Source organism: Bradyrhizobium sp. 1(2017), from assembly GCF_011602485.2.
Classification (GTDB): Bacteria; Pseudomonadota; Alphaproteobacteria; order Rhizobiales; family Xanthobacteraceae; genus Bradyrhizobium.
The window spans coordinates 720,345-738,821 of the sequence record NZ_CP050022.2; the positions used below are offsets into that span (position 1 = coordinate 720,345).

At 64.5% G+C, this 18,477-nt stretch carries 20 protein-coding genes and 1 tRNA gene; 13 read left to right on the plus strand and 8 right to left on the minus strand.

What is annotated here, in order from left to right; all coding sequences use genetic code 11:
• The first annotated feature begins 306 nt into the window (after window positions 1-306).
• The 3 genes from HAP40_RS03335 to HAP40_RS03345 all read left to right on the plus strand — a co-directional run bounded on the left by HAP40_RS03335 (window position 307) and on the right by HAP40_RS03345 (window position 3,204).
• Complete coding sequence (locus tag HAP40_RS03335; protein WP_166819122.1) at window positions 307-1,512, plus strand: ABC transporter substrate-binding protein; 1,206 nt, start codon at window positions 307-309, stop codon at window positions 1,510-1,512.
• Between the two features lie 148 nt (window positions 1,513-1,660).
• Window positions 1,661-2,449 (plus strand): enoyl-CoA hydratase, encoded by a 789-nt coding sequence (locus HAP40_RS03340; RefSeq protein ID WP_166819121.1) that lies wholly within the window; start codon window positions 1,661-1,663, stop codon window positions 2,447-2,449.
• Between the two features lie 2 nt (window positions 2,450-2,451).
• Window positions 2,452-3,204, plus strand: coding sequence for a hypothetical protein (locus tag HAP40_RS03345; protein WP_166819640.1), 753 nt, complete (start codon window positions 2,452-2,454; stop codon window positions 3,202-3,204).
• A 202-nt stretch (window positions 3,205-3,406) separates the two neighbouring features.
• On the opposite strand, the gene HAP40_RS03350 is transcribed toward HAP40_RS03345, so the two are convergent.
• Genes HAP40_RS03350 through HAP40_RS03360 form a run of 3 tightly spaced genes read right to left on the minus strand, consistent with a single transcriptional unit; the run spans window position 3,407 to window position 6,475 of the window.
• On the minus strand, window positions 3,407-4,219 hold the full coding sequence (locus tag HAP40_RS03350; protein WP_166819120.1) for an enoyl-CoA hydratase/isomerase family protein: 813 nt from the start codon (window positions 4,217-4,219) through the stop codon (window positions 3,407-3,409).
• A 16-nt stretch (window positions 4,220-4,235) separates the two neighbouring features.
• Window positions 4,236-5,396, minus strand: a complete 1,161-nt coding sequence (locus HAP40_RS03355; protein WP_166819119.1) for an acyl-CoA dehydrogenase family protein — start codon at window positions 5,394-5,396, stop codon at window positions 4,236-4,238.
• A gap of 17 nt (window positions 5,397-5,413) precedes the next feature.
• Window positions 5,414-6,475 (minus strand): acyl-CoA dehydrogenase family protein, encoded by a 1,062-nt coding sequence (locus tag HAP40_RS03360; protein ID WP_166819118.1) that lies wholly within the window; start codon window positions 6,473-6,475, stop codon window positions 5,414-5,416.
• A 259-nt stretch (window positions 6,476-6,734) separates the two neighbouring features.
• On the opposite strand from HAP40_RS03360, the gene HAP40_RS03365 reads away from it, so the two are divergent.
• Entirely contained in the window at window positions 6,735-7,520 is a 786-nt protein-coding gene (locus HAP40_RS03365; RefSeq protein ID WP_166819117.1) for an SDR family NAD(P)-dependent oxidoreductase, read from the plus strand.
• 85 nt (window positions 7,521-7,605) lie between these two features.
• Here the strand turns inward: HAP40_RS03365 and HAP40_RS03370 are convergent, their stop codons facing one another.
• Together HAP40_RS03370 and HAP40_RS03375 are read right to left on the minus strand one after the other, a co-directional pair.
• Window positions 7,606-7,878 (minus strand): GlsB/YeaQ/YmgE family stress response membrane protein, encoded by a 273-nt coding sequence (locus HAP40_RS03370; protein ID WP_208024825.1) that lies wholly within the window; start codon window positions 7,876-7,878, stop codon window positions 7,606-7,608.
• A gap of 28 nt (window positions 7,879-7,906) precedes the next feature.
• Window positions 7,907-8,509, minus strand: a complete 603-nt coding sequence (locus HAP40_RS03375) for a YidB family protein (RefSeq protein ID WP_166819116.1) — start codon at window positions 8,507-8,509, stop codon at window positions 7,907-7,909.
• A 166-nt stretch (window positions 8,510-8,675) separates the two neighbouring features.
• Here HAP40_RS03375 and HAP40_RS03380 point away from each other — a divergent pair, with 166 nt between their 5' ends.
• Together HAP40_RS03380 and HAP40_RS03385 are read left to right on the plus strand one after the other, a co-directional pair.
• A complete protein-coding gene (locus tag HAP40_RS03380; protein WP_166819115.1) occupies window positions 8,676-9,677 on the plus strand; it encodes a 2-dehydropantoate 2-reductase in 1,002 nt (333 codons plus the stop codon).
• A gap of 25 nt (window positions 9,678-9,702) precedes the next feature.
• Complete coding sequence (locus tag HAP40_RS03385; RefSeq protein WP_166819114.1) at window positions 9,703-9,909, plus strand: hypothetical protein; 207 nt, start codon at window positions 9,703-9,705, stop codon at window positions 9,907-9,909.
• Between the two features lie 190 nt (window positions 9,910-10,099).
• Here HAP40_RS03385 and HAP40_RS03390 read toward each other — a convergent pair whose 3' ends face one another.
• A complete protein-coding gene (locus HAP40_RS03390; protein WP_166819113.1) occupies window positions 10,100-10,729 on the minus strand; it encodes a hypothetical protein in 630 nt (209 codons plus the stop codon).
• Window positions 10,730-10,934: 205 nt separating this feature from the next.
• On the opposite strand from HAP40_RS03390, the gene HAP40_RS03395 reads away from it, so the two are divergent.
• The 5 genes from HAP40_RS03395 (at window position 10,935) to HAP40_RS03415 (ending at window position 15,665) form a co-directional block, all read left to right on the plus strand.
• Complete coding sequence (locus HAP40_RS03395) at window positions 10,935-11,963, plus strand: alpha/beta hydrolase (RefSeq protein WP_166819112.1); 1,029 nt, start codon at window positions 10,935-10,937, stop codon at window positions 11,961-11,963.
• A 114-nt stretch (window positions 11,964-12,077) separates the two neighbouring features.
• A complete protein-coding gene (locus HAP40_RS03400) occupies window positions 12,078-13,595 on the plus strand; it encodes an AMP-binding protein (RefSeq protein ID WP_166819111.1) in 1,518 nt (505 codons plus the stop codon).
• 27 nt (window positions 13,596-13,622) lie between these two features.
• Complete coding sequence (locus HAP40_RS03405; protein ID WP_166819110.1) at window positions 13,623-14,261, plus strand: RraA family protein; 639 nt, start codon at window positions 13,623-13,625, stop codon at window positions 14,259-14,261.
• 26 nt (window positions 14,262-14,287) lie between these two features.
• Entirely contained in the window at window positions 14,288-14,659 is a 372-nt protein-coding gene (locus HAP40_RS03410; protein WP_166819109.1) for a dimethylsulfonioproprionate lyase family protein, read from the plus strand.
• Between the two features lie 49 nt (window positions 14,660-14,708).
• Window positions 14,709-15,665, plus strand: a complete 957-nt coding sequence (locus tag HAP40_RS03415; RefSeq protein ID WP_166819108.1) for a tripartite tricarboxylate transporter substrate-binding protein — start codon at window positions 14,709-14,711, stop codon at window positions 15,663-15,665.
• 63 nt (window positions 15,666-15,728) lie between these two features.
• Here HAP40_RS03415 and HAP40_RS03420 read toward each other — a convergent pair whose 3' ends face one another.
• Complete coding sequence (locus tag HAP40_RS03420; protein ID WP_166819107.1) at window positions 15,729-16,022, minus strand: GYD domain-containing protein; 294 nt, start codon at window positions 16,020-16,022, stop codon at window positions 15,729-15,731.
• Between the two features lie 129 nt (window positions 16,023-16,151).
• Window positions 16,152-16,505, minus strand: a complete 354-nt coding sequence (locus tag HAP40_RS03425; RefSeq protein WP_166819106.1) for a VOC family protein — start codon at window positions 16,503-16,505, stop codon at window positions 16,152-16,154.
• Between the two features lie 143 nt (window positions 16,506-16,648).
• Here HAP40_RS03425 and HAP40_RS03430 point away from each other — a divergent pair.
• Both HAP40_RS03430 and HAP40_RS03435 read left to right on the plus strand, forming a co-directional pair.
• Window positions 16,649-16,725, plus strand: a tRNA-Arg gene (locus HAP40_RS03430).
• 716 nt (window positions 16,726-17,441) lie between these two features.
• The gene (locus HAP40_RS03435) at window positions 17,442-18,293 is read left to right on the plus strand and encodes a hypothetical protein (RefSeq protein WP_166819105.1); all 852 of its coding nucleotides are present in this window, start codon (window positions 17,442-17,444) and stop codon (window positions 18,291-18,293) included.
• The last annotated feature ends 184 nt before the right edge of the window (window positions 18,294-18,477 follow it).

Consider the following 18,477-nt stretch of genomic DNA (forward strand, 5'->3'; position numbering starts at 1 on the left):
CTTAACTCATGCGTGGCTGGGCGCGAAGAGGCTTCCTCACACTGCGTCATTGCGAGCCCAGCGAAGCAATCCGGACTATTTACGCGGAGAGAGACTTTGGATTGCTTGGTCGCAGGAGCTCCTCGCAATGACGATGCGGAGACATCTTGCGTCTTCTCGCCATTCCGCTTTGCGGAAATCGCGCAACGAACGTGCGATCTGCATCGCGCCTCGCGCTTGCTGCGCTCTTGCGCATGCGGCATGATTGCGGCAACAGCAATAACCAAGCCGCCATCAGAGCACGGCGCGATAAGGGAGGTCTTTTTGATGAAGAATATTCTGTCGGGCATTTTTGCTGCGTCGCTTGCTCTCAGTGCGAGCGCCGTGCAGGCCCAGGACAAGCCGCCGCTGAAGATCGGTGGCATCCTCGACATGTCGAGCCTGTATGCCGACATCACCGGCCCCGGCAGCGAGACCGCGGCCAAGATGGCGGTAGAGGATTTTGGCGGCGAGGTGCTGGGCCGCAAGATCCAGGTGCTGGCCGCCGACCATCTCAACAAGGCCGACCTCTCCGCCAACATCGCGCGCGACATGCTCGACAATCAGGGCGTCGAGATGATCTACGACGTCGCGGCCTCTGCGACCGCACTCGCCGCCGGCGAGATCGCCAAGGCGCGCAACAAGATCATCATGTTCAACGGTCCGGGCTCGATCCGCCTCACGAACGAGGCCTGCGGTCCCTACACCATCCACTACGTGTTCGACACCTACGGCCAAGCCAACGTGACCGGCCTTGCAGCCGTGAAGTCGGGCCTCGATAGCTGGTTCTTCCTCACCGCCGACTATGCCTTCGGCCAGGATCTGGAGAAAGACACCAGCGCCGTCGTCACGAAGACCGGCGGCAAGGTGCTCGGCAGCGTGCGTCATCCGCTCAACACCTCGGACTTCTCATCCTTCCTGCTTCAGGCCCAGGCCTCCAAGGCCAAGGTGATCGGGCTGGCCAACGCCGGCGGCGACACTGTCAACGCCATCAAGCAGGCGGCCGAATTCGGCATCACCAAGGGCGGGCAGAAGGTCTCGCCGCTGCTCGCCTTCGTCTCGGACATCGACTCGATCGGGCTGGAGACCGCGCAGGGCCTGCTGCTTGCCGAAGCGTTCTACTGGGACCTGAATGACGACACCCGCGCCTTCTCCAAGCGCTTCATGGAGCGCACCAAGCGGGTGCCGACCTCGGCGCAGGCCGGGGTCTATTCGTCCGTGACGCACTACCTGAAGGCGGTGAAGGCGGCCGGCACGACCGATGCGGCGGCCGTCATCAAGGTGATGAAGGAGACGCCGATCAACGACTTCTTCGCCAAGAACGGCAAGATCCGCGAGGATGGCCGCATGATCCACGACATGTACCTGTTCGAGGTCAAGAAGCCGTCGGAGTCCAAGGGCCGCTGGGACGATTACAAGCTGCTCGCCACGGTGCCCGGCAGCGAGGCGTTCCAGTCGCTGGAGCAGTCGCGCTGCCCCCTGGTGAAGAAGTGACGGGGTGACGCAAGTCACGACGTCATCCCGGGGCGCGAAGCGAACTATGGTGCGCAATTGCGCACCTGAGGATCTCGAGGTTCTGGGGTCGACGCGTTGCATCGCCCCGGAACGACGGAGGAAGATAGCGACAAGAAGGAACGCCCCCATGAACGACATGGTCCTGCAAAAGCTCGAAGGCGGGCTGCTCACCATCACGATGAACCGCCCGGAGCGGAAGAACGCGCTCAACCCGGACATGGTGCGCGGGCTGGTCGAGGCGGCGCGGCGCGCGGCTGACGATCCGGAGGTGCGTGCGGTGCTGTTCAAGGGCGCCGGCGGCTCGTTCTGCGTCGGCGGCGACGTCAAGTCGATGGCGGAGGGCCGCGCGCCGTTGCCGTTCGAGCAGAAGCTTGCAAACCTGCGCCGCGGCATGGAGGTCTCGCGCATCCTGCACCAGATGCCGAAACCCGTGGTGGCGCAGCTCGATGGCGCGGCGGCCGGCGCGGGCCTGTCGATGGCGCTGTCCTGCGACCTGCGCATCGCCAGCGAATCCTGCAAGATCACAACGGCGTTCGCAAAAGTCGGTTTTTCCGGCGATTACGGCGGCACCTATTTCCTCACGCAGCTGCTCGGCAGCGCGCGGGCGCGCGAGCTCTATCTGATGTCGCCGGTACTCACGGCCAGGGAAGCGCACGCGATCGGCATGGTGACCAGGGTCGTGCCCGACGCCGAGATCGACGCCGCCGCGCACGAGCTCGCGATGTCGCTGGCGCAGGGCCCGTCGATCGCGCTCGGCTTCATCAAGCGCAACATCAACAATGCCGAGCATCTGGCGCTGGAGGATTGCTTCGACGGCGAGGCGATCCATCACACCCGCTGCGGCGACACCGAGGACCACAAGGAGGCCGCCAAGGCCTTTGTCGAAAAGCGCAAGCCGACCTTCAAGGGCGCATGACCATGGCGCCCTATGTGCGGCTGCGGCAGATCTGTCTGGTCGCGCCGCAGCTCGAGCCCGTCATCTCCGACATCGCCGAGATCATGGGCCTTTCGGTCTGCTACCGCGACGGCAATGTCGCCAAATACGGCCTGGAGAATGCGCTGCTCCCGGTCGACACGATCCTGCTGGAGGTCGTCGCGCCGTTCAAGGACGGCACCACGGCCGGCCGCTTCATCGACAAGACCGGCGGCCGCGGCGGCTATATGGCGATCTTCTGCTGCAACGACCCTGACGAGCGCGGCCGCAACGCCAATGCGCTCGGCGTGCGCACCGCCAACGTCATCGACCATGCGCCCTATCACGGCGTGCAGCTTCATCCCCGCGACTGCCGCGCCGCCTTCATCGAGTTCAACCACACCGACGGTAGCGACGACGTTCTCGGCGCCTATCCGCCGGCGGGACCGGATTGGCAGAACTTCATCCGGAACGATGTCACGCAAGCGCTGACCGCAGTGGAGATGCAGAGCCCGGATCCGCAAGGGCTCGCGGAGCACTGGGGCAAGATCATCGGCGTTGCCGCGACTGGCGATGCCGAACTGAAGCTGCCCAACGCGACCTTCCGTTTCGTGAAGGGCGCCAGCGAGATCATGAGCGCGCTGGAGTTTCGGGTGACCGATGCCGCGAGTGTGCTGCATGCCGCGAAGGCGAGGGGGCTTGCGGTGGCGGGGAACGAGTTCTTGCTGAGCGGGGTGACGTTCCGGCTTGTGGCTTAAGCTGTTGCCACAACCACCGCTGTCGTCCCGGACAAGCGAAGCGCAGATCCGGGACCCATAACCACAGGAAGTGGTTTTGCGAAGACTCGGAGTGACCTGCTCGCACCATAACCGCGCCTTGTGGTTATGGGTCCCCGCGTTCGCGGGGACGACAGCGGAGTTCATGAAAGCGTCAGAGTGATGCGGCGAAACGCTGCCGCGATCACCGTCCCCTGAAATTCGCCACGCGCCGTTCTTCCGTGGCCTTGACGCCTTCCTTGAAATCTTCCGTTGCGCGCAGACGTGTCTGCTCGGCAAGCTCGTGATTGGTCGCGGCCATGACGCGGTCGGCGAGGCCGGCGCGCATCGTGGCGCGGGTCGAGAGCAGGCCGAGCGGCGAGCATTCGGCGATCTCGCCGGCAAGCTTCATGGCGGCCGCCTTGACCTGGTCCTGTGGCACCAGCTCGTTGGCGAGGCCCCACTTCACGGCTTCCTCGCCGGTGACGCGGCGGCTGGTGTAGAACATTAGCTCGGCGTTGTTCTTGCCGATCAGCTCGGGCAGCGTCACGGTCAGGCCGAAGCCGGGATGGAAGCCGAGCTTGGTGAAATTGGCGGAGAAGCGCGCCTCGGGGCAGGTGACGCGGAAGTCGGCCGAGACCGCGAGGCCCAGTCCGCCGCCGATGGCCGCGCCCTGCACGGCCGCGACGATGGGCTTCTTGGCGCGGAAGATGCGCACGGCCTGGATATAGAGATGGTTGATCGGGCCAAGATTGTCGGCCGGGTCGCCCTTCTTCTCGGCCTCGCGCGCCTCCTGCGCCTGCCGCGCCGGGTCGCCGAAATTGGCGCCGGCGCAGAACGCCTTGCCCTGCGCTGACAGGACCGAGGCGCGGATCTCGATGTCGCGGTCGAACTCGTCGAGTGCATCCGCGATCTGGTTGATCAACGAGATGTCGAAGAAGTTGAGCGGCGGGCGGCGGATCTCGATGCTGCCGACATGCCCGACCTTCTCGACGCCGATATCTTTATAGGTGCTCATGATGATCCTCGAATGATTAGCGCAAGCCCAAACCGCGGGCGATGATGCCGCGCAGCACCTCGGTGGTGCCGCCCTGGATGGTGAGTTTCGGCGCGGTCTTGATGGCGAAGTCGAGCTGCCGCTCCAGCGTCTCGCGGTTGGTCGCGGTCTCCTCGACGAAGGCGGCGAGATCGCGCACGCGATGCGGCAGCTGCTGCTCCCAGACCGTGCCGATGTCCTTGACGATGGAGGCTTCGACCACGGGTTCCTTACCGGCCTGCAGCATGCCGGCGACCGAGACCGACATGCGCCGCATGGTGTGGAGCTGCGCGACGAGGCGTCCTATGCCTTCGGCGCTGCGCGTGTCGGGATTGGGGCCGACCGCGCGGACCAGCTCGGTCAGCACGTAATAGGTTTCGAGAAAGCGTTCGGGACCCGAGCGCTCGTAGGCGAGCTCGCTCGTCGCCTGCTTCCAGGCGCCGTCGACCTCGCCGAGCACGTGATCGTCAGGCACGAAGAAGTCGGTGAACACGACCTCGTTGAACTCGTACTGGCCGGTGATCTGGCCGATCGGGTTCACCTTGATGCCCGGCTGCTTCATCTTGACCAGGAACTGGGTCAGGCCGTGCCGGCGGTTTTCCTTGGTCGGCGGCGAAGTCCGGAAGATCGCGATCATGTAGTCGGCGATGTGGGCCGACGAGGTCCAGATCTTGGTGCCGTTGATGAGATAGCCGCCGTCTGTCTTGGTCGCGCGCGTCTTCGCCGCGAACAGGTCGGAGCCGGAGTTCGGCTCGCTCATGCCGATGGCAAAGCAGATCTCGCCGCGGCAGATGCGCGGCAGGATGTCCATCTTGATATGCTCGGGCGCGTATTTCAGCAGCACCGGTCCGCTCTGGCGGTCGGCGACGAAGAAGCGCCGCGTCGGTGCGTTGGCGACGCGCATCTCTTCGGTCACCACGTAGCGCTCGAGGAAGGAGCGCTCCTGGCCGCCATATTTCTTTGGCCAGGTCATCCCCAGCCAGCCCTTGGCGCCGACCCGGCGGGAAAACTCCGGCGCGTCGGCGTCTTCGCGGTTGGGCTTGTGCGGATCGAAGGTGCCGGCGGCGATTTCCTCGGCGAGGAAGGCGCGCACTTCCTTGCGCAGCTGCTCGCACTTCTCGGGCAGGCGGATCGGATCGAAACGGAGGGCAGCGGTCATTGTGTCTCTCTCCCGGATCAGCGCGACGCCACGAGCGGCCACAATTCATCGGCACCGCGGTTTGCGACGAGCTTGCCGAGCTCGACCGCCCAATGGCTTTCCGAGCCGAAATCGTCGCGCCAGGCCAGCGCCCGCAGCGAATAGCGGTGCAGGATGTGCTCCATGGTGAAGCCGATCGCGCCGTGAACCTGATGCGCGATGGCGCCGCCCTTTTCAGCAGCTTCTGCGCAGCGGATCTTTGCGGAGGCGGCTTCGAGATAGACCTCATCGTCAAATGCCTTGGCATTCGCGATGGCGTCGGCTGCGGACGTCGCCGCGGCAAGCGCTGCGGCGGATTCGCCGGCAAGGCGCGCGAGATTGTGCTGCACGGCCTGGAATTTCGAGATCTTCTTCTCGAAGGCGACGCGCTCGTTGGAGTAGCGCACGGAGATGTCGAGCATGGATTCGAGCGCGCCCGCGATCTGAAGGCTGCGCGCGACGCCGCCCATCAGCATCAAATTGGTCTGGTCAAAGCCCTTCGCCGGCTTGATCGTGACGGGCTGGACCTTGTCGAGCGTGACGGTGTCGCTGTGGTCGTAGCCGACATTGAGCCCGGTCTCGATCCGTGCGTTGGCCGCATCGACCAGCGCGATGGAAACCCCATCCTTGCCGTGCGCCAGCACCGCAAAATGCTTCGCCGCCTTGGCAAAGGGCACGCCGCGCGCGCGGCCGGAGACCGCGCCGTCGGCATCGAGCGTGATGCGATCCTTCGGGGACGCAGGCAGCACGGTCATCTCGCCTTCGGGCGATGTGATCTTCGCCTGCGCCAGCAACCAGCCCGCCAGCATAGTCTCTGCCAGGGGAACCGCGACCGCAAAACGGCCGGCGGCGTTCAGCAGGGCAAAACCGTCGGCAAGACTGGCGCCGGAGCCGCCGAGATCGTCAGGCACCCAGGAGAGCGGCAGGCCGGCTTCGCTCAGCGCCTGCCACAGCGGCGCCTGCCACGAATCTTTCCTGTCGTTGTTGATGGTCTGCGGATCGGCGAGATCGGCGAAGATTTTCTCCGCGGTCTCGACGACGATGTTGTCACTCTCCGCCACAGCGTTCCCCGTGTTTTGCCATTGGCGCGTCCTGCTCGGTGGACGGACGCGCGATCTCTTCTTGCGCCCGATGATCGGAAAAAGCCATGGCCCTGACAAGCGTTGATCGCAGGTCAACCTGCGGCGCGGACATGGGCGCGAGGGCCTGTCGAGGCTAATTCCGCTAAGCGGAGTTTGCTCGATTTGCAGGGCGCGGCAAACTCGCTAAACAGGGCCAATGAGCTGAGGCTTGCATCAGAGACAGGGGAAGGAAAACAACATGGCCAACGACAGTCTGTGCGCAATCGTGACGGGATCGGCTTCCGGCCTCGGTGCTGCGACCGCGGAAATTCTCGCGCGGAACGGGGCCCGGCTCGTCATCAACTATTCCTCGAGCCAGAAGGAGGCCGAGGCGACGGCAGAGCTCTGCCGCAAGGCCGGCGCCGCGGAAGTCCTGGTCGCGCAAGGCGACGTCTCGAAGGATGACGATTGCCGCAAGATCGTCGCGGCGGCGGCGCCCTGGGGCCGGCTCGATATTCTCGTCAACAATGCCGGCATCACCAAGCATGTGGCACACGCGGATCTCGATGGGTTGTCGGCGGAAGATTTCCAGCGGGTCTATGGCGTCAACACCATCGGCCCGTTCCAGATGGTGCGCGCGGCGCGCAGCTTGCTCGAAGCCGGCGCCAAGGCTTCGGAGCGGCCGTCCGCCGTGGTCAACGTGTCCTCGGTCGCCGGCATCAGCGGCGTCGGCTCGTCGATCGCCTATGCCGCAAGCAAGGGCGCGCTCAACACCATGACCCTGTCACTGTCGCGCGCGCTCGCGCCGCTGATCCGCGTCAACACGGTGTGTCCCGGTTACATCGATACGCCCTGGTTCACCAAGGGCCGCGGCGAGGCCGGCGCCAAGCAGGTCCGCGACAGCGTGGTGGCAAAGGTGCCGCTCAAGGTCGCATCATCCGCGGAAGACATCGCCCAGCTCGTCTGCTTCCTCGCGATGCCGGCCTCCAACAACATGACCGGTGAGGTCGTGCGCATGGATGCGGGCATGCATTTGATTACGTGAGATCGCGCGGCAAATTCACGTGTCGTCCCGGCGCAGGCCGGGACGACACCGAGTTTTTTGGCAGGCGCTTCGCAGCGCTTGAGAGCTACCCCTTGATCACGCCGCTCGCCACCAGGCGGTGCCAGATGAACAGCACCACCACCGCGCCGATGGTGGCCATGATGAAGCCGGCGCCCTGGTCGGGGCTGTAATGGCCGACGGCCTGGCCGACGAAGGTCGCCAGAAACGCGCCGGCGATGCCGAGGATGGTGGTGAGGATGAAGCCGCTCGGATTGTTGGGCCCCGGCGCGAGCCAGCGCGCGATGAGGCCGGCAATGAAGCCGACGACGATGATCCACAACAGGCCGCCCATGCTCATGACAGTGCTCCCCTCCCTTTGACGACGATCAGATGCGATCCGAGAGCTCGTTCTCGGTCGGCAGCCGTCCGTCCGGCGTCAGGTGGTCGATCACCTGCGGCAGATACTGGCTGAGGCCGGACAGCAGATCCTGGCGCGACAGGCCGCTCTGGGCCGACAGGCTCTCGATCTGGTCGGCGCCGAGCGCGTTGGCGAGATCGCCCGGTGCAATCTGCTTGTTCTCGCCCTTGCCGACCCAGGAATTTGCGGCATCGCCCTGGCCGCCCTGCTGGAGCTGGTTGAGGAGATCGCCGAGCCCGCCGCTGAGCACGGTGCCGGCCGCGCCGCCCGCAAGCAGGCCGCCGAGGCCGCCCTTGAGCAGATCGCTGAGACCGCCGCTCCCGCCGGGTCCACCGGGAAGAGCGCTGCTCCCCGTATTCACAGGCGTTGGAGGCGGCAGCGGCGACCGCTGCTGCGGCGCCTGCGCTGCGCCGGGCTGGCCTGCCGTCAAATGCTTGAATGCCTTCCACCCAAGCAGGGCAATGATCGCCATCGTCATCGGCGACATGCCGCCGGAGGATTGCTCGGAGCTGGGCGTGCTGGGGCCGCGCGGGCCGTTCTGCATGCCGTTGAGGACGTCGAGTAGACCCATGGTGCTCTCCTTTGGCGTCTCGTTCGGCGAGCTTTCGCCGCTGACAACCCCCCGGGGCGAAAACATATGAGTCTCTCATGACGGTTACAAGGCGAATGCATCGCAACCGATGGGCAGGCGGCGCTGCCTCTGCTATCGAAGGCCGGTCATTCAAGGAGCGATGTCAGTGGTTGCGGATCGACCGATCGTGGTGGCCGGCGCCGGCGCCATCGGCTGTTTCGTCGGCGGCATGCTGGCCGCCTCGGGCCGCCGCGTCGCGCTGCTCGTGCGGCCGCGGGTGAAGACCGAGATCGAGCGGTTCGGCCTGCGGCTGACCGATTTCGGCGGCTCCGAGACGAAGCTCGACGCCGGCCAGCTCGCGTTGTCGGAAGATCCTTCGATCTTCCACAGCGCCGGCATCGTGCTGGTGACGGTGAAGAGCGCCGACACCGCGGATGTCGCGGACCAGATCGCGCAGCACGCGCCGCGGGATGCCGTTATCGTGTCCCTGCAAAATGGGATCGGCAATGTCGCGGTGCTGCGCGAGCGCCTCGATGGCCGGCGCCTGCTTGCGGGGATGGTACCCTTCAACGTGATCGCGATGGGCGAGGGCCGCTTCCACCGCTCGACCTCCGGCGACATCCATATTGGTGAGGACGAGGCAAGCACGGCGCTCGCGCTGTCGGTGCGGGGTCTCACGATCCGCGCGAGCCGTGACATCACCGGCGTGCAATGGGGCAAGCTGATCATCAATCTGAACAATGCGCTCAGCGCGCTGTCCGGCATGCCGCTCGCCGCGCAACTGGCGAACCGCGACTGGCGGAGGCTGTTCGCGGACCAGATGGCGGAGGGGCTGGCCGCGCTGAAGGCCGCCGGTATCGCGCCGGTCTCGGCAACGCCGATTCCCATGGGATGGACGCCAGCCTTGCTGAGGCTGCCGGACGTGATCTTCAACGCAATCCTTGGACGCACGATGAAGATCGATCCGGAGGCTCGCTCCTCGATGTGGCAGGATCTGAAGCAGGGCCGCAGGACCGAGATCGACTATCTCCAGGGTGCGGTGATCGCGCTTGCCGAGCAAAACAACGTGCCTGTGCCGCTGATGCGCCGCATTGTTGCGCTGATCAAGGAAGCCGAGGTCGCGGGCAACGGGCCGCCCGGTCTGACGCCGCAGCAAATTCGCGGGTAGCGCTCGAACTCGATGGAGATGCGCAATGAAGCATTGTTTGACGGCCGGGCTCGCGCTGGCTGCGCTCTGCGCCGCATCGACTCTCGCTTACGCCAGACCGCCGACGGTGATGAACTCACCCGGCTATGACAGGCGATTGCAGGAGAGCCGGTCGCAGCTGGGCACCGCGACAGCGCCAGCGACTGCGCCGGTGGTCAAGCCGAAGCGGAGCAAGAAAAAGCACGCGTACTGAAGCCAACCTCGGCGCAACGGCCTCCGGGGTCGTCCCGGCGAAGGCCGGGACCCATAACCACCCAATTGGATTTGGCGAAGACCCGTGATGATCCATCTCGTGCCACAACTCCTCCCTGGGGTAATGGGTCCCGGCCTTCGCCGGGACGACTGCGGAGTGTGTGGCGACAGCGGGACAAAAACAGAGCAGCTCAGCCCTTCTTCGCCGGCTTGCTCGGCGTCGGGTTGAACAGCTTCTTCAGATCGTTCAGGCTTTCCGACAGGCGCGGCCATTCGCAGGAGAAGGCGCCCTTGGTGCAGGGCGCGCCCTTTCGCTGGCCGACAGTCTGCTGCACTTTCGGCCGCTCGACCGGGATCGGCACGCGTTCGACGTCGGTCCGTAGCGCAACCTGCTGGAGCTGCAGGAGCTGTCGTGCCTGTTGTTCCTGCTGCTCGCGCTGCTGCCGCGCGGTGGCTTGCGCGGCTTCGTTGCTGCGGCGCTCTCTGGCGAGGTAGGCCGTGTAGGCTTCGTCGATCTTCTTCTGTTCCTCCGGCGTCGGATTCGGCCCGGCAATGTCGAAGCTGCGATCCTGGAGGAAGTCGTAATAGGAATAGCCGCCGCCCGGTTTGCGGCGTCCGGCGAACTTGGCGTTGCAATCGGCAAGCGCCGCCGTCTTCTCGGCCTTCGTCGGCAATTTCTCGGCCGCGTCGGCGCAGGACTCGAAGTCGAGAGGCGCGCGCTTCCACCATTGCGCCTGGGCATGCGTCAACGTCAGCAGAAAAAATCCTGCTGTGGCCACGAGGAGCGGCGCCGCACGACGCGATGCAACTACGACCGACATTCTACGAGAGCATTCCTTGCAAGACTCAACCCGCCCTGAGTCGAGTCTGATTTTTGCCTCTTTATAGCCGACTTGTCACCCATGGAACCCGGGAATTTCATGGCTGGGTTGCTGACATTTTTTGCTTGACGTGGCGCGTGAGGCACAGCCGCGCGGCTGGTTATGCGCTTAGACTTTTATCGATTTGAATTCGAGGGGGTCTTTCATGCGCGCGCTGGCCGGTCTCGTCGCAATTGCGCTGTTGCTGATTGGCGGCCGCGCCTTCGCGGCGGACGAAGTAGCACCCAACGGCAAGCCGGTGAGGGCGATTGCCGACGCACGGCTCTCGGTCGGCGGCCAGGGAATTCTGCCGCTGTACCTCTCCAGCGACTGGTCGCTTCCCCTGCCGGCGATCTCGCGCGCGGTCATCGTGCTGCACGGACGGCTGCGCAATGCCGACGAGTACTATTTCTCGGCCCACACCGCACAGGTGGCCGCGGGCGACGACGGCAAGCGCGCACTCATGATCGTGCCGCAGTTCCTGGCGGACATCGACGTCGAGGCGCATAAGCTGCCGGCCGACATGCTGCGCTGGTCGCTGGAGGGTTGGGAGGGCGGCGAGGCCGCGCTTGGGCCCAATCCGGTCTCTTCGTTCGAGGCGCTCGATGCGATCCTGGCAAAGCTCTCCGACCGGCGCATCTTCCCGAACCTGAAGCAGGTCGTGGTCGCCGGCCATTCCGGCGGCGGCCAGGTGGCGCAACGCTATGCCATTGCCGGAAAGGGCGAGATGGCGCTGTCGCGTCAGCACATCGATGTCCGCTATGTCGTCGCCAATCCTTCGTCCTACGCCTATTTCAGTGCCAATCGGCCCGTGCCTGCCATCGCCAGATCCTGTCCGGGCTACAACAATTGGAAATACGGCATGGACGAGCGGCCGCCCTACCTTGCGAATGCCACGCCGGCCGCGCTCGAGCAGCGCTATGTCGAGCGCGAGGTGGTTTATCTGCTCGGCACGCTCGACACCAACCCGAAGCATTCCGCGCTCGACAAGAGCTGCATGGCCGAGGCGCAAGGCGCGACCCGCTACGCCCGCGGCCACGCTTATGCGGACGCGATGGCCAAGCGCGACCACGGCGCGCCCAATCACAGGGTCTGGGACGTCGCGGGCGTCGGCCATGACGGCGACAAGATGCTGACCTCCGCATGCGGGTTAGCTGCGCTGTTCGATAGTCCGGGCTGCGGCGCGGAGCGGTGATGGCCCGCATCTTGAAGGCATTGCGTCTTGAAGGTCCGGCCTTGCCTGTTACACTTCGTCCCGCGCCGTGCCTCATCGTGAGGCGACGCCAAGAACACGAAGTGGAAACGCCTGATGCTGCTGCCCCTGTCCGACGTGCCGCGCTGGTACGCTGAACGCAAACCGCACGGCACGATCGCCGTCCGTCACGGGCAGGCCACGCTGACATGGGACGAACTCGAGCGTGGCGCCAATCGCCGTGCGCGGGCCTTCATGGCCAGGGGCGTCAAGCCCGGCGACTTCGTCGCGATCGGTTTGCCCAACGGCAACGCGTTCTTCGAGACTTCCTTTGCGGTGTGGAAGTGCGGGGCGACGCCGACCTCGCTGTCATGGCGGCTGCCGCGCGGCGAAGCCGCCGCCGTGCTCGACATCCTCAAGCCGGCGCTGGTGGTTGGCGGTGAGGCCGACTGGAACGCGCCGAACCGCCTCCCGGCGGACTTTGTGCCGGAGGGATTCTCGGACGAGCCGCTCAATCCGCCGGTGGCGCGCTACTGGAAGGCCATGACCTCAGGCGGCTCGACCGGGCGTCCCAAGGTGATCCTCGATCACCATCCGGCGGTGACCGACACCATCGCGCCGCCGCCGCTCAACATCCCCTTCGGCGTCTCGCTGCTCAATCCCGGTCCGCTCTACCACAATGCGCCGTTCATCGTGTCGCATTACGCGCTGTTCACGGGCGGCCAGCTCACCGGCCTCGTCAAATTCGATGCCGAGGAGACGCTGCGGCAGATCGAACGCCAGCGCGTGCAATGGGTCAATTTCGTGCCGACCATGATGCACCGGATCTGGGCGCTGCCGGAAAGCGCGCGCAATGCCTACGATTTGTCTAGCCTTCAGACCGTCTTCCATATGGCGGCTCCGATGCCGCCCTGGCTGAAGGAGAACTGGATCGCCTGGCTCGGGCCCGAGCGAATCTGGGAGCTCTATGGCGGCACCGAACGCCAGGGCTCCTGCATCGTATCAGGCACCGAATGGCTGACGCATAAAGGCTCGGTCGGCAAGATCGGCGAGATGGCGAAGCTTCGCATCATCGGCGAGGACGGCAACGACGTCGCGCCGGGCGAGACCGGCGAGATCTACTTCCTCAACAATGACGGCAAGGACGCGACCTACCACTATCTCGGCGCCGAACCGAAACGCCGCGCCGATGGCTGGGAATCGCTCGGCGATATCGGCCGGCTCGATGCCGAAGGCTATCTCTATCTCGGCGACCGCCTCGCCGACATGGTCCTGCGCGGCGGCGCCAACATCTATCCGGCCGAGGTCGAGGCTGCGGTGTCCGAGGCTCCCGGCGTGCGCTCCTGTGTCGTGGTGGGATTGCCCGATCCTGAACTGGGCCAGCGCGTTCATGCCATCATCGAGCCGGAGCCTGGCGCCAATGCCCAGGCCATCGCCGACGGCATGGCGGACTTCCTCAAGGACAGGCTCAGCCGCTACAAGCATCCGGAGAGCTTCGAGATCGTCGGCGCCCCGCCGCGCGATGATTCCGGTAAAGTCCGCCGTACCCTGTTGCGCGACGAGCGCGCGGTGTGGATGAAGGAGGGGCGCGCCTTCCGGATTTTGCCTTCGAAGGCGCCGGCGCACGCCGAATAAGAAAAGTCACGGAAGGATCTTGAAAGCATGACGATCACCATTGCAGCCAACAGCGTGCCGAAGCCGGCGGCCGACCTCATCGAGGGCTTTCGCGGTGCGCCGACCTCGGTCATCTCGGACAATCTCGCCCGCCTGCCGGGCGCGGTCGGGCTGAAGCCTTATCATCGCGGCGGCAAGCTGGTGGGGACGGCCTTCACGGTGCGCACCCGTCCCGGCGACAACCTCGCCATCCACCGCGCCCTCGATCTGGTCGGCCCCGGCGACGTCATCGTGGTCGACGGCGGCGGCGACGAGACCCGCGCGCTGATCGGCGAGATCATGAAGAACATCGCGCAATGGCGCAAAGCCGAAGGCTATGTCATCGACGGGGCGATCCGCGATGTCGCGGCGTTCGCCGCGGACGACTTCCCCTGCTATGCCCGCGCGGTGATCCACCGCGGCCCCTACAAGAACGGTCCCGGCGAGATCAACGTGCCGGTGACGATCGGCGGCAGCGTGATCTCGCCCGGTGACATCGTCGTCGGTGACGAGGACGGCGTGGTGTCGTTTCCCAGCGCGGGCGCCGCGGCGCTGCTGGAGGCGGTACGCGTCCAGGTCGCGCGTGAGGAGGAGACACTGAAGGCGATCCGCGAGGGCCGTTACCAGGGCGCTTACGGCAAGTCCTGATCAGAGAACAGCGAAGGGAAAATGACGTGAGCCAAAAGGAAGAATTCCACAATATCGACAATCCCGACGACGGCCTCTTCCGCGAGCTCGCGGCGGGCGTGACCACGCGCATCTTTTCCGGCGAGCAGGCGATGCTGTCGGTGGTGACGCTGGCCCCGCATGCGCAGGGCACGCTGCACCATCATCCCGAGGAGCAATGGGGCGTGCTGCTCGACGGTTCGGCCATCCGCGTCCAGGGCGACGAGGAAATCCCGGTGAAGAAGGGCGATTTCTGGCGCACGCCCGGCAACGTGCCGCACACCATGCGCGCCGGCCCCGACGGCGCCCGCGTGCTGGACATCTTCAGTCCGCCTCGGCCAGAATACAAGAAAGCGGGGTCGGGGTTCGGCACGACCTGAAGCGCTCAAAAGCAAAAAAGCGAAGCGCGAAAATCAAAGGGAGGGGACCATGACGATCACACGACGCACGCTCCTGGCCGCACCGGCCATTCTCGCAATGTCGCCGGCAGCAGCGCAGGCTTCGAAGATCACGCTGGTGGTGCCGTTTCCGCCGGGCGGATCGACCGATGCCATGGCGCGGCTGCTCCAGAGCAATCTGCAGACCAAGCTCAATCGCATCGTCCTGGTCGAGAACAAGTCGGGCGCCGCCGGTGCGCTCGGTGCGGCGCAAGTCGCCAAGAGCCCGGCGGACGGCTCGACCTTCCTGGTGACGTTCGATTCCCATGCCGTGATTCCGACCATCCTCGACAAGCCGCCGGTCGACGTCGAGCGCGAGCTGATGCCGGTCCTGCTGATCGGCACCGCGCCTTACGTGATCGCCGCGGGCGCCGGGCGCCCTTACAAGAGTTTTGCGGACGTGGTCGCCGCCTGCAAGGCGACTCCCGGCGCGGTGAAATATGCCTCCGTCGGCATCGGCACGCTCGGCCATCTCGCCATGACCGTGCTCGGCAGCAAGGCCGGCGTCGAGATCATGCATGTGCCCTATCGCGGCGGCGGGCCGGCCATGAACGACGTGCTCGGCGGCCATGTCGATCTCATCGCGGGATCGGCGGCGCTGGTCGCCGCCCAGCTCGGCACCAACATGCTGCGGCCGATCCTGCAGCTCGGCCGCGAGCGGTTGCCGGCGCTACCGGAGACGCAGACCGCGATCGAGGCGGGCTTTCCGGATTTCGAGACGCTGGCATGGTGGGGCATCTTCGCACCCGCAGGCACGCCTCCGGACGTGGTCGCGGCCATGGCGACGGCATCCAAGGAGATCCTGAGCGAGCCCGCGACCGCGGCCCAGCTCAAGGAGACCCAGCAGATGACCTTGCGGCTCGAGGACGGCGCCGCCTTCAAGACCTTCTTCGACAAGCAGGTCGCCTATTGGGGCAAGGTGGTGAAGGACAACAATATCACGGCGTGAGAGGCCCGGAATTGCCATCCCAGGTCTAGTGCCAGCTCCGGCGCACTCACGCGGCCTTGAGGGTCAGAGCATCTTGCCGACGATCTTGGTCATGTCTGCCGCCGAAAAGGCGCGCAGCGTTTCGGTGCGGACATTGCCGAGCGCGCTGAGACTGAGGCTGAGCGACATCGCGGCAGCCTCATCTGGAGCCTCGAGAACGGTCACAACGTCATATCGTCCCTGCGTCCAGACGATCTCTTTCACGGTCACGCCGAACGTTTTGGCCATCTCCTTGAAGGCCTCGGCCCGCTTGGGTGAGTCCTTGACGTTGCGGATTCCCTGATCAGTGAAATTCCCGAGCACGACATAGGTCGCCATGGTCGTCCTCCCTGGTTTGGATCCCGAGACACTCTCGCATGAGGAAACCGCGCCGAGATTGCCACGGCAGCTGAGACGGCGCTACCTGCGCTTTGGTGAACGTCAGCGGCCGTGACTTACTCGGTCAGATCAGGACAACGGCCGCGCGAAACTGAGCTCGTGGCCGTCGGGGTCGGTGAGATGGAAGTAGCGCTCACCCCATTCGGCATCGCGTGGCGTGGTCGACGGTTGCCATCCGGCGGCGCGTGCCTGCGCGTAGGTCCCATCGACATCAGCCACGTAGAAGATGACGCGGCCCCACCAGGACCAGCGCTTGTCTTCCGGCTGTGCGGTCAGGTTGAGATAGCCGGTGCCGGCGCGAAAGCTCGTGAATGCGGCGGCTTCGCCGCCATACAAGAGCTCGAACCCCAGTGACCGGTAGAACCGCACGGCGCGCGCCATGTCATGTGTGCCGAGCGTGATGGCGCTGATGCTTTCGATCATGTGAGCTGCTCCGCCGAGAGGGGCCAGGACACGATTGTATAGCCGCCCCGTTCAGGTTGACGATGGTCTGGCCCGCCTGGCGGGCTGGCGAACCGTATTTTGCTCTGCTATGAGGGGGTCAAACCCGTACGCACGGGTTCCGCGGTCCCGTAGCTCAGCCGGATAGAGCGGCGGTTTCCTAAACCGTAGGTCGGATGTTCGAGTCATCCCGGGATCGCCAGCCTTTCCGGAGTAAGAAGCCCAATAAATACCAGCATTTCATTCGCGTGCGCGCTTCGTTCTGACACCTATTTTGAGCCGTGGGGGCCCATTCCGTATGCTCCGTTGAGTGCGTGGAATTACAAGGGGTTACCTGGAGCAACCTCAGCTCCGTGCAACACGGATGCAACACGAGACTCGCCAGCAGGTTCATCGTTTGTGTCTCTCGCGATTGCGCTGTATGGCACCAGCAGAGGCAGCTGGTCGGCGGATCGGACACCGTGAAGCCGGCCTTCGGTGAGAAGGTAGGATCGCGCGCTTTGGCGCGGTCAAGCGCGTCGACCAGTACCCGCGAGCACGCAGATCCATTGGCCGCCTTGACTGCGCTCCCCATGGAAGAGGTGAACTGGCGGGCGTTGTCTCGATTCAGAATGAGGAGCGTGCCGACCTGCGCGTGAAGCGGATCATCGCTCTCCAGCGGCGGGGGCCATCGAACTTGCGGTTTGGAAACAATAGCCGGCTGCCGCATCCAGGAAGACGATCAGCGTTTTGCCACGCGTATGCCTCACCACCCTTTGCGCGCTTCTGGTTGATGGCATAGAGCACCAGGGCCTGGGCGTCAGCATCTTTTCCGCCATTGTGACGAGGCACCATGATGTGCTCTGTCAGGAATAAGGTTGGCTCGATGCTCTGTATCGCACTGGAAGCGGCCCAGGGCTACTAAGAGAGGGACGGAGGATGACGGCAACAAAGCTATTCAAAAGAGCCGCGCCGTTATTGGAGATGATCGAAGCGGCAATACCCGAGGCTGCGAGCAACGAATATCGATTTGTGTCTGACGAATGGTTTGTCGACTGGTTGAAAACGTCCGACTTTTCCGCGGAGCAATTCAACTACATCATAACATCGGAGTTGGTCGAGAAGGCTCACCTCGCATCCTTAACTGCCATCATCAGAGCCAAGCGGTGGGCTGACGCAGTTTGCGTCATGTATGAACGAAAGAACTTCCCCGGATGGGCCGCGGCCGTCCGCGGCCTCTTGGAGAGCGCTGGTGATACCGTCGACGGCTTGCTGCAGGTGCCACACACCCTCGCGCTCCATCATCGACTGATCTCGCTTTGCTTGGCGGGCAAACAGAGCGAACTTGTTCTGGCGGGTGAACTTGAGGCAGCGTTGGATCATTTTGTACACGCAAAATGGCGAAGGGGCGGAGATCCGGGGGTCAAAGCCAAGGACAGCGTTGCCTACGTCCGAACGCTTGCGTCAGTGATCCCAAACGTCGAGGCGCTGTATCACAAGCTATGTGGGGTTTGCCACCCATCGAGCGCGTCGATTGACTACTTCAATGTGCCTACCGACGGCGGCTTCAAAGTATCATTGGACCAAGACGGTTCAGCCATAGCGAAGTTGTGTGAAGAACATCCCGACGCACTACAGGATATACTTATGATGCATTGTAACCCGCCTCTCATGGTCCTCAAGGTGTTGCATGTTTTCAAGGTCCATCCGACGATCAAAGCCCTGCGGCCATTTGCTCTCGAGAACATTAAGAGCGGGAACGAAATTCAGCGGCTGCTCAAGCAAAACTGAGGCAAGGCTAAAAGGTGTCCAACACCCTCTAGGGTACGCAGCGTGTGTGAGCGGTTTTCAGCAGGGTACCTATGAATGATGGTTCGGACGTTTACCTCGCCAAGAACTTATTCTCGTCCATGAGCGGCTGACGCTCCGCATCCGCAATGTTCAAGGATAGACAGCATCGATGTCGCGCCGCAGC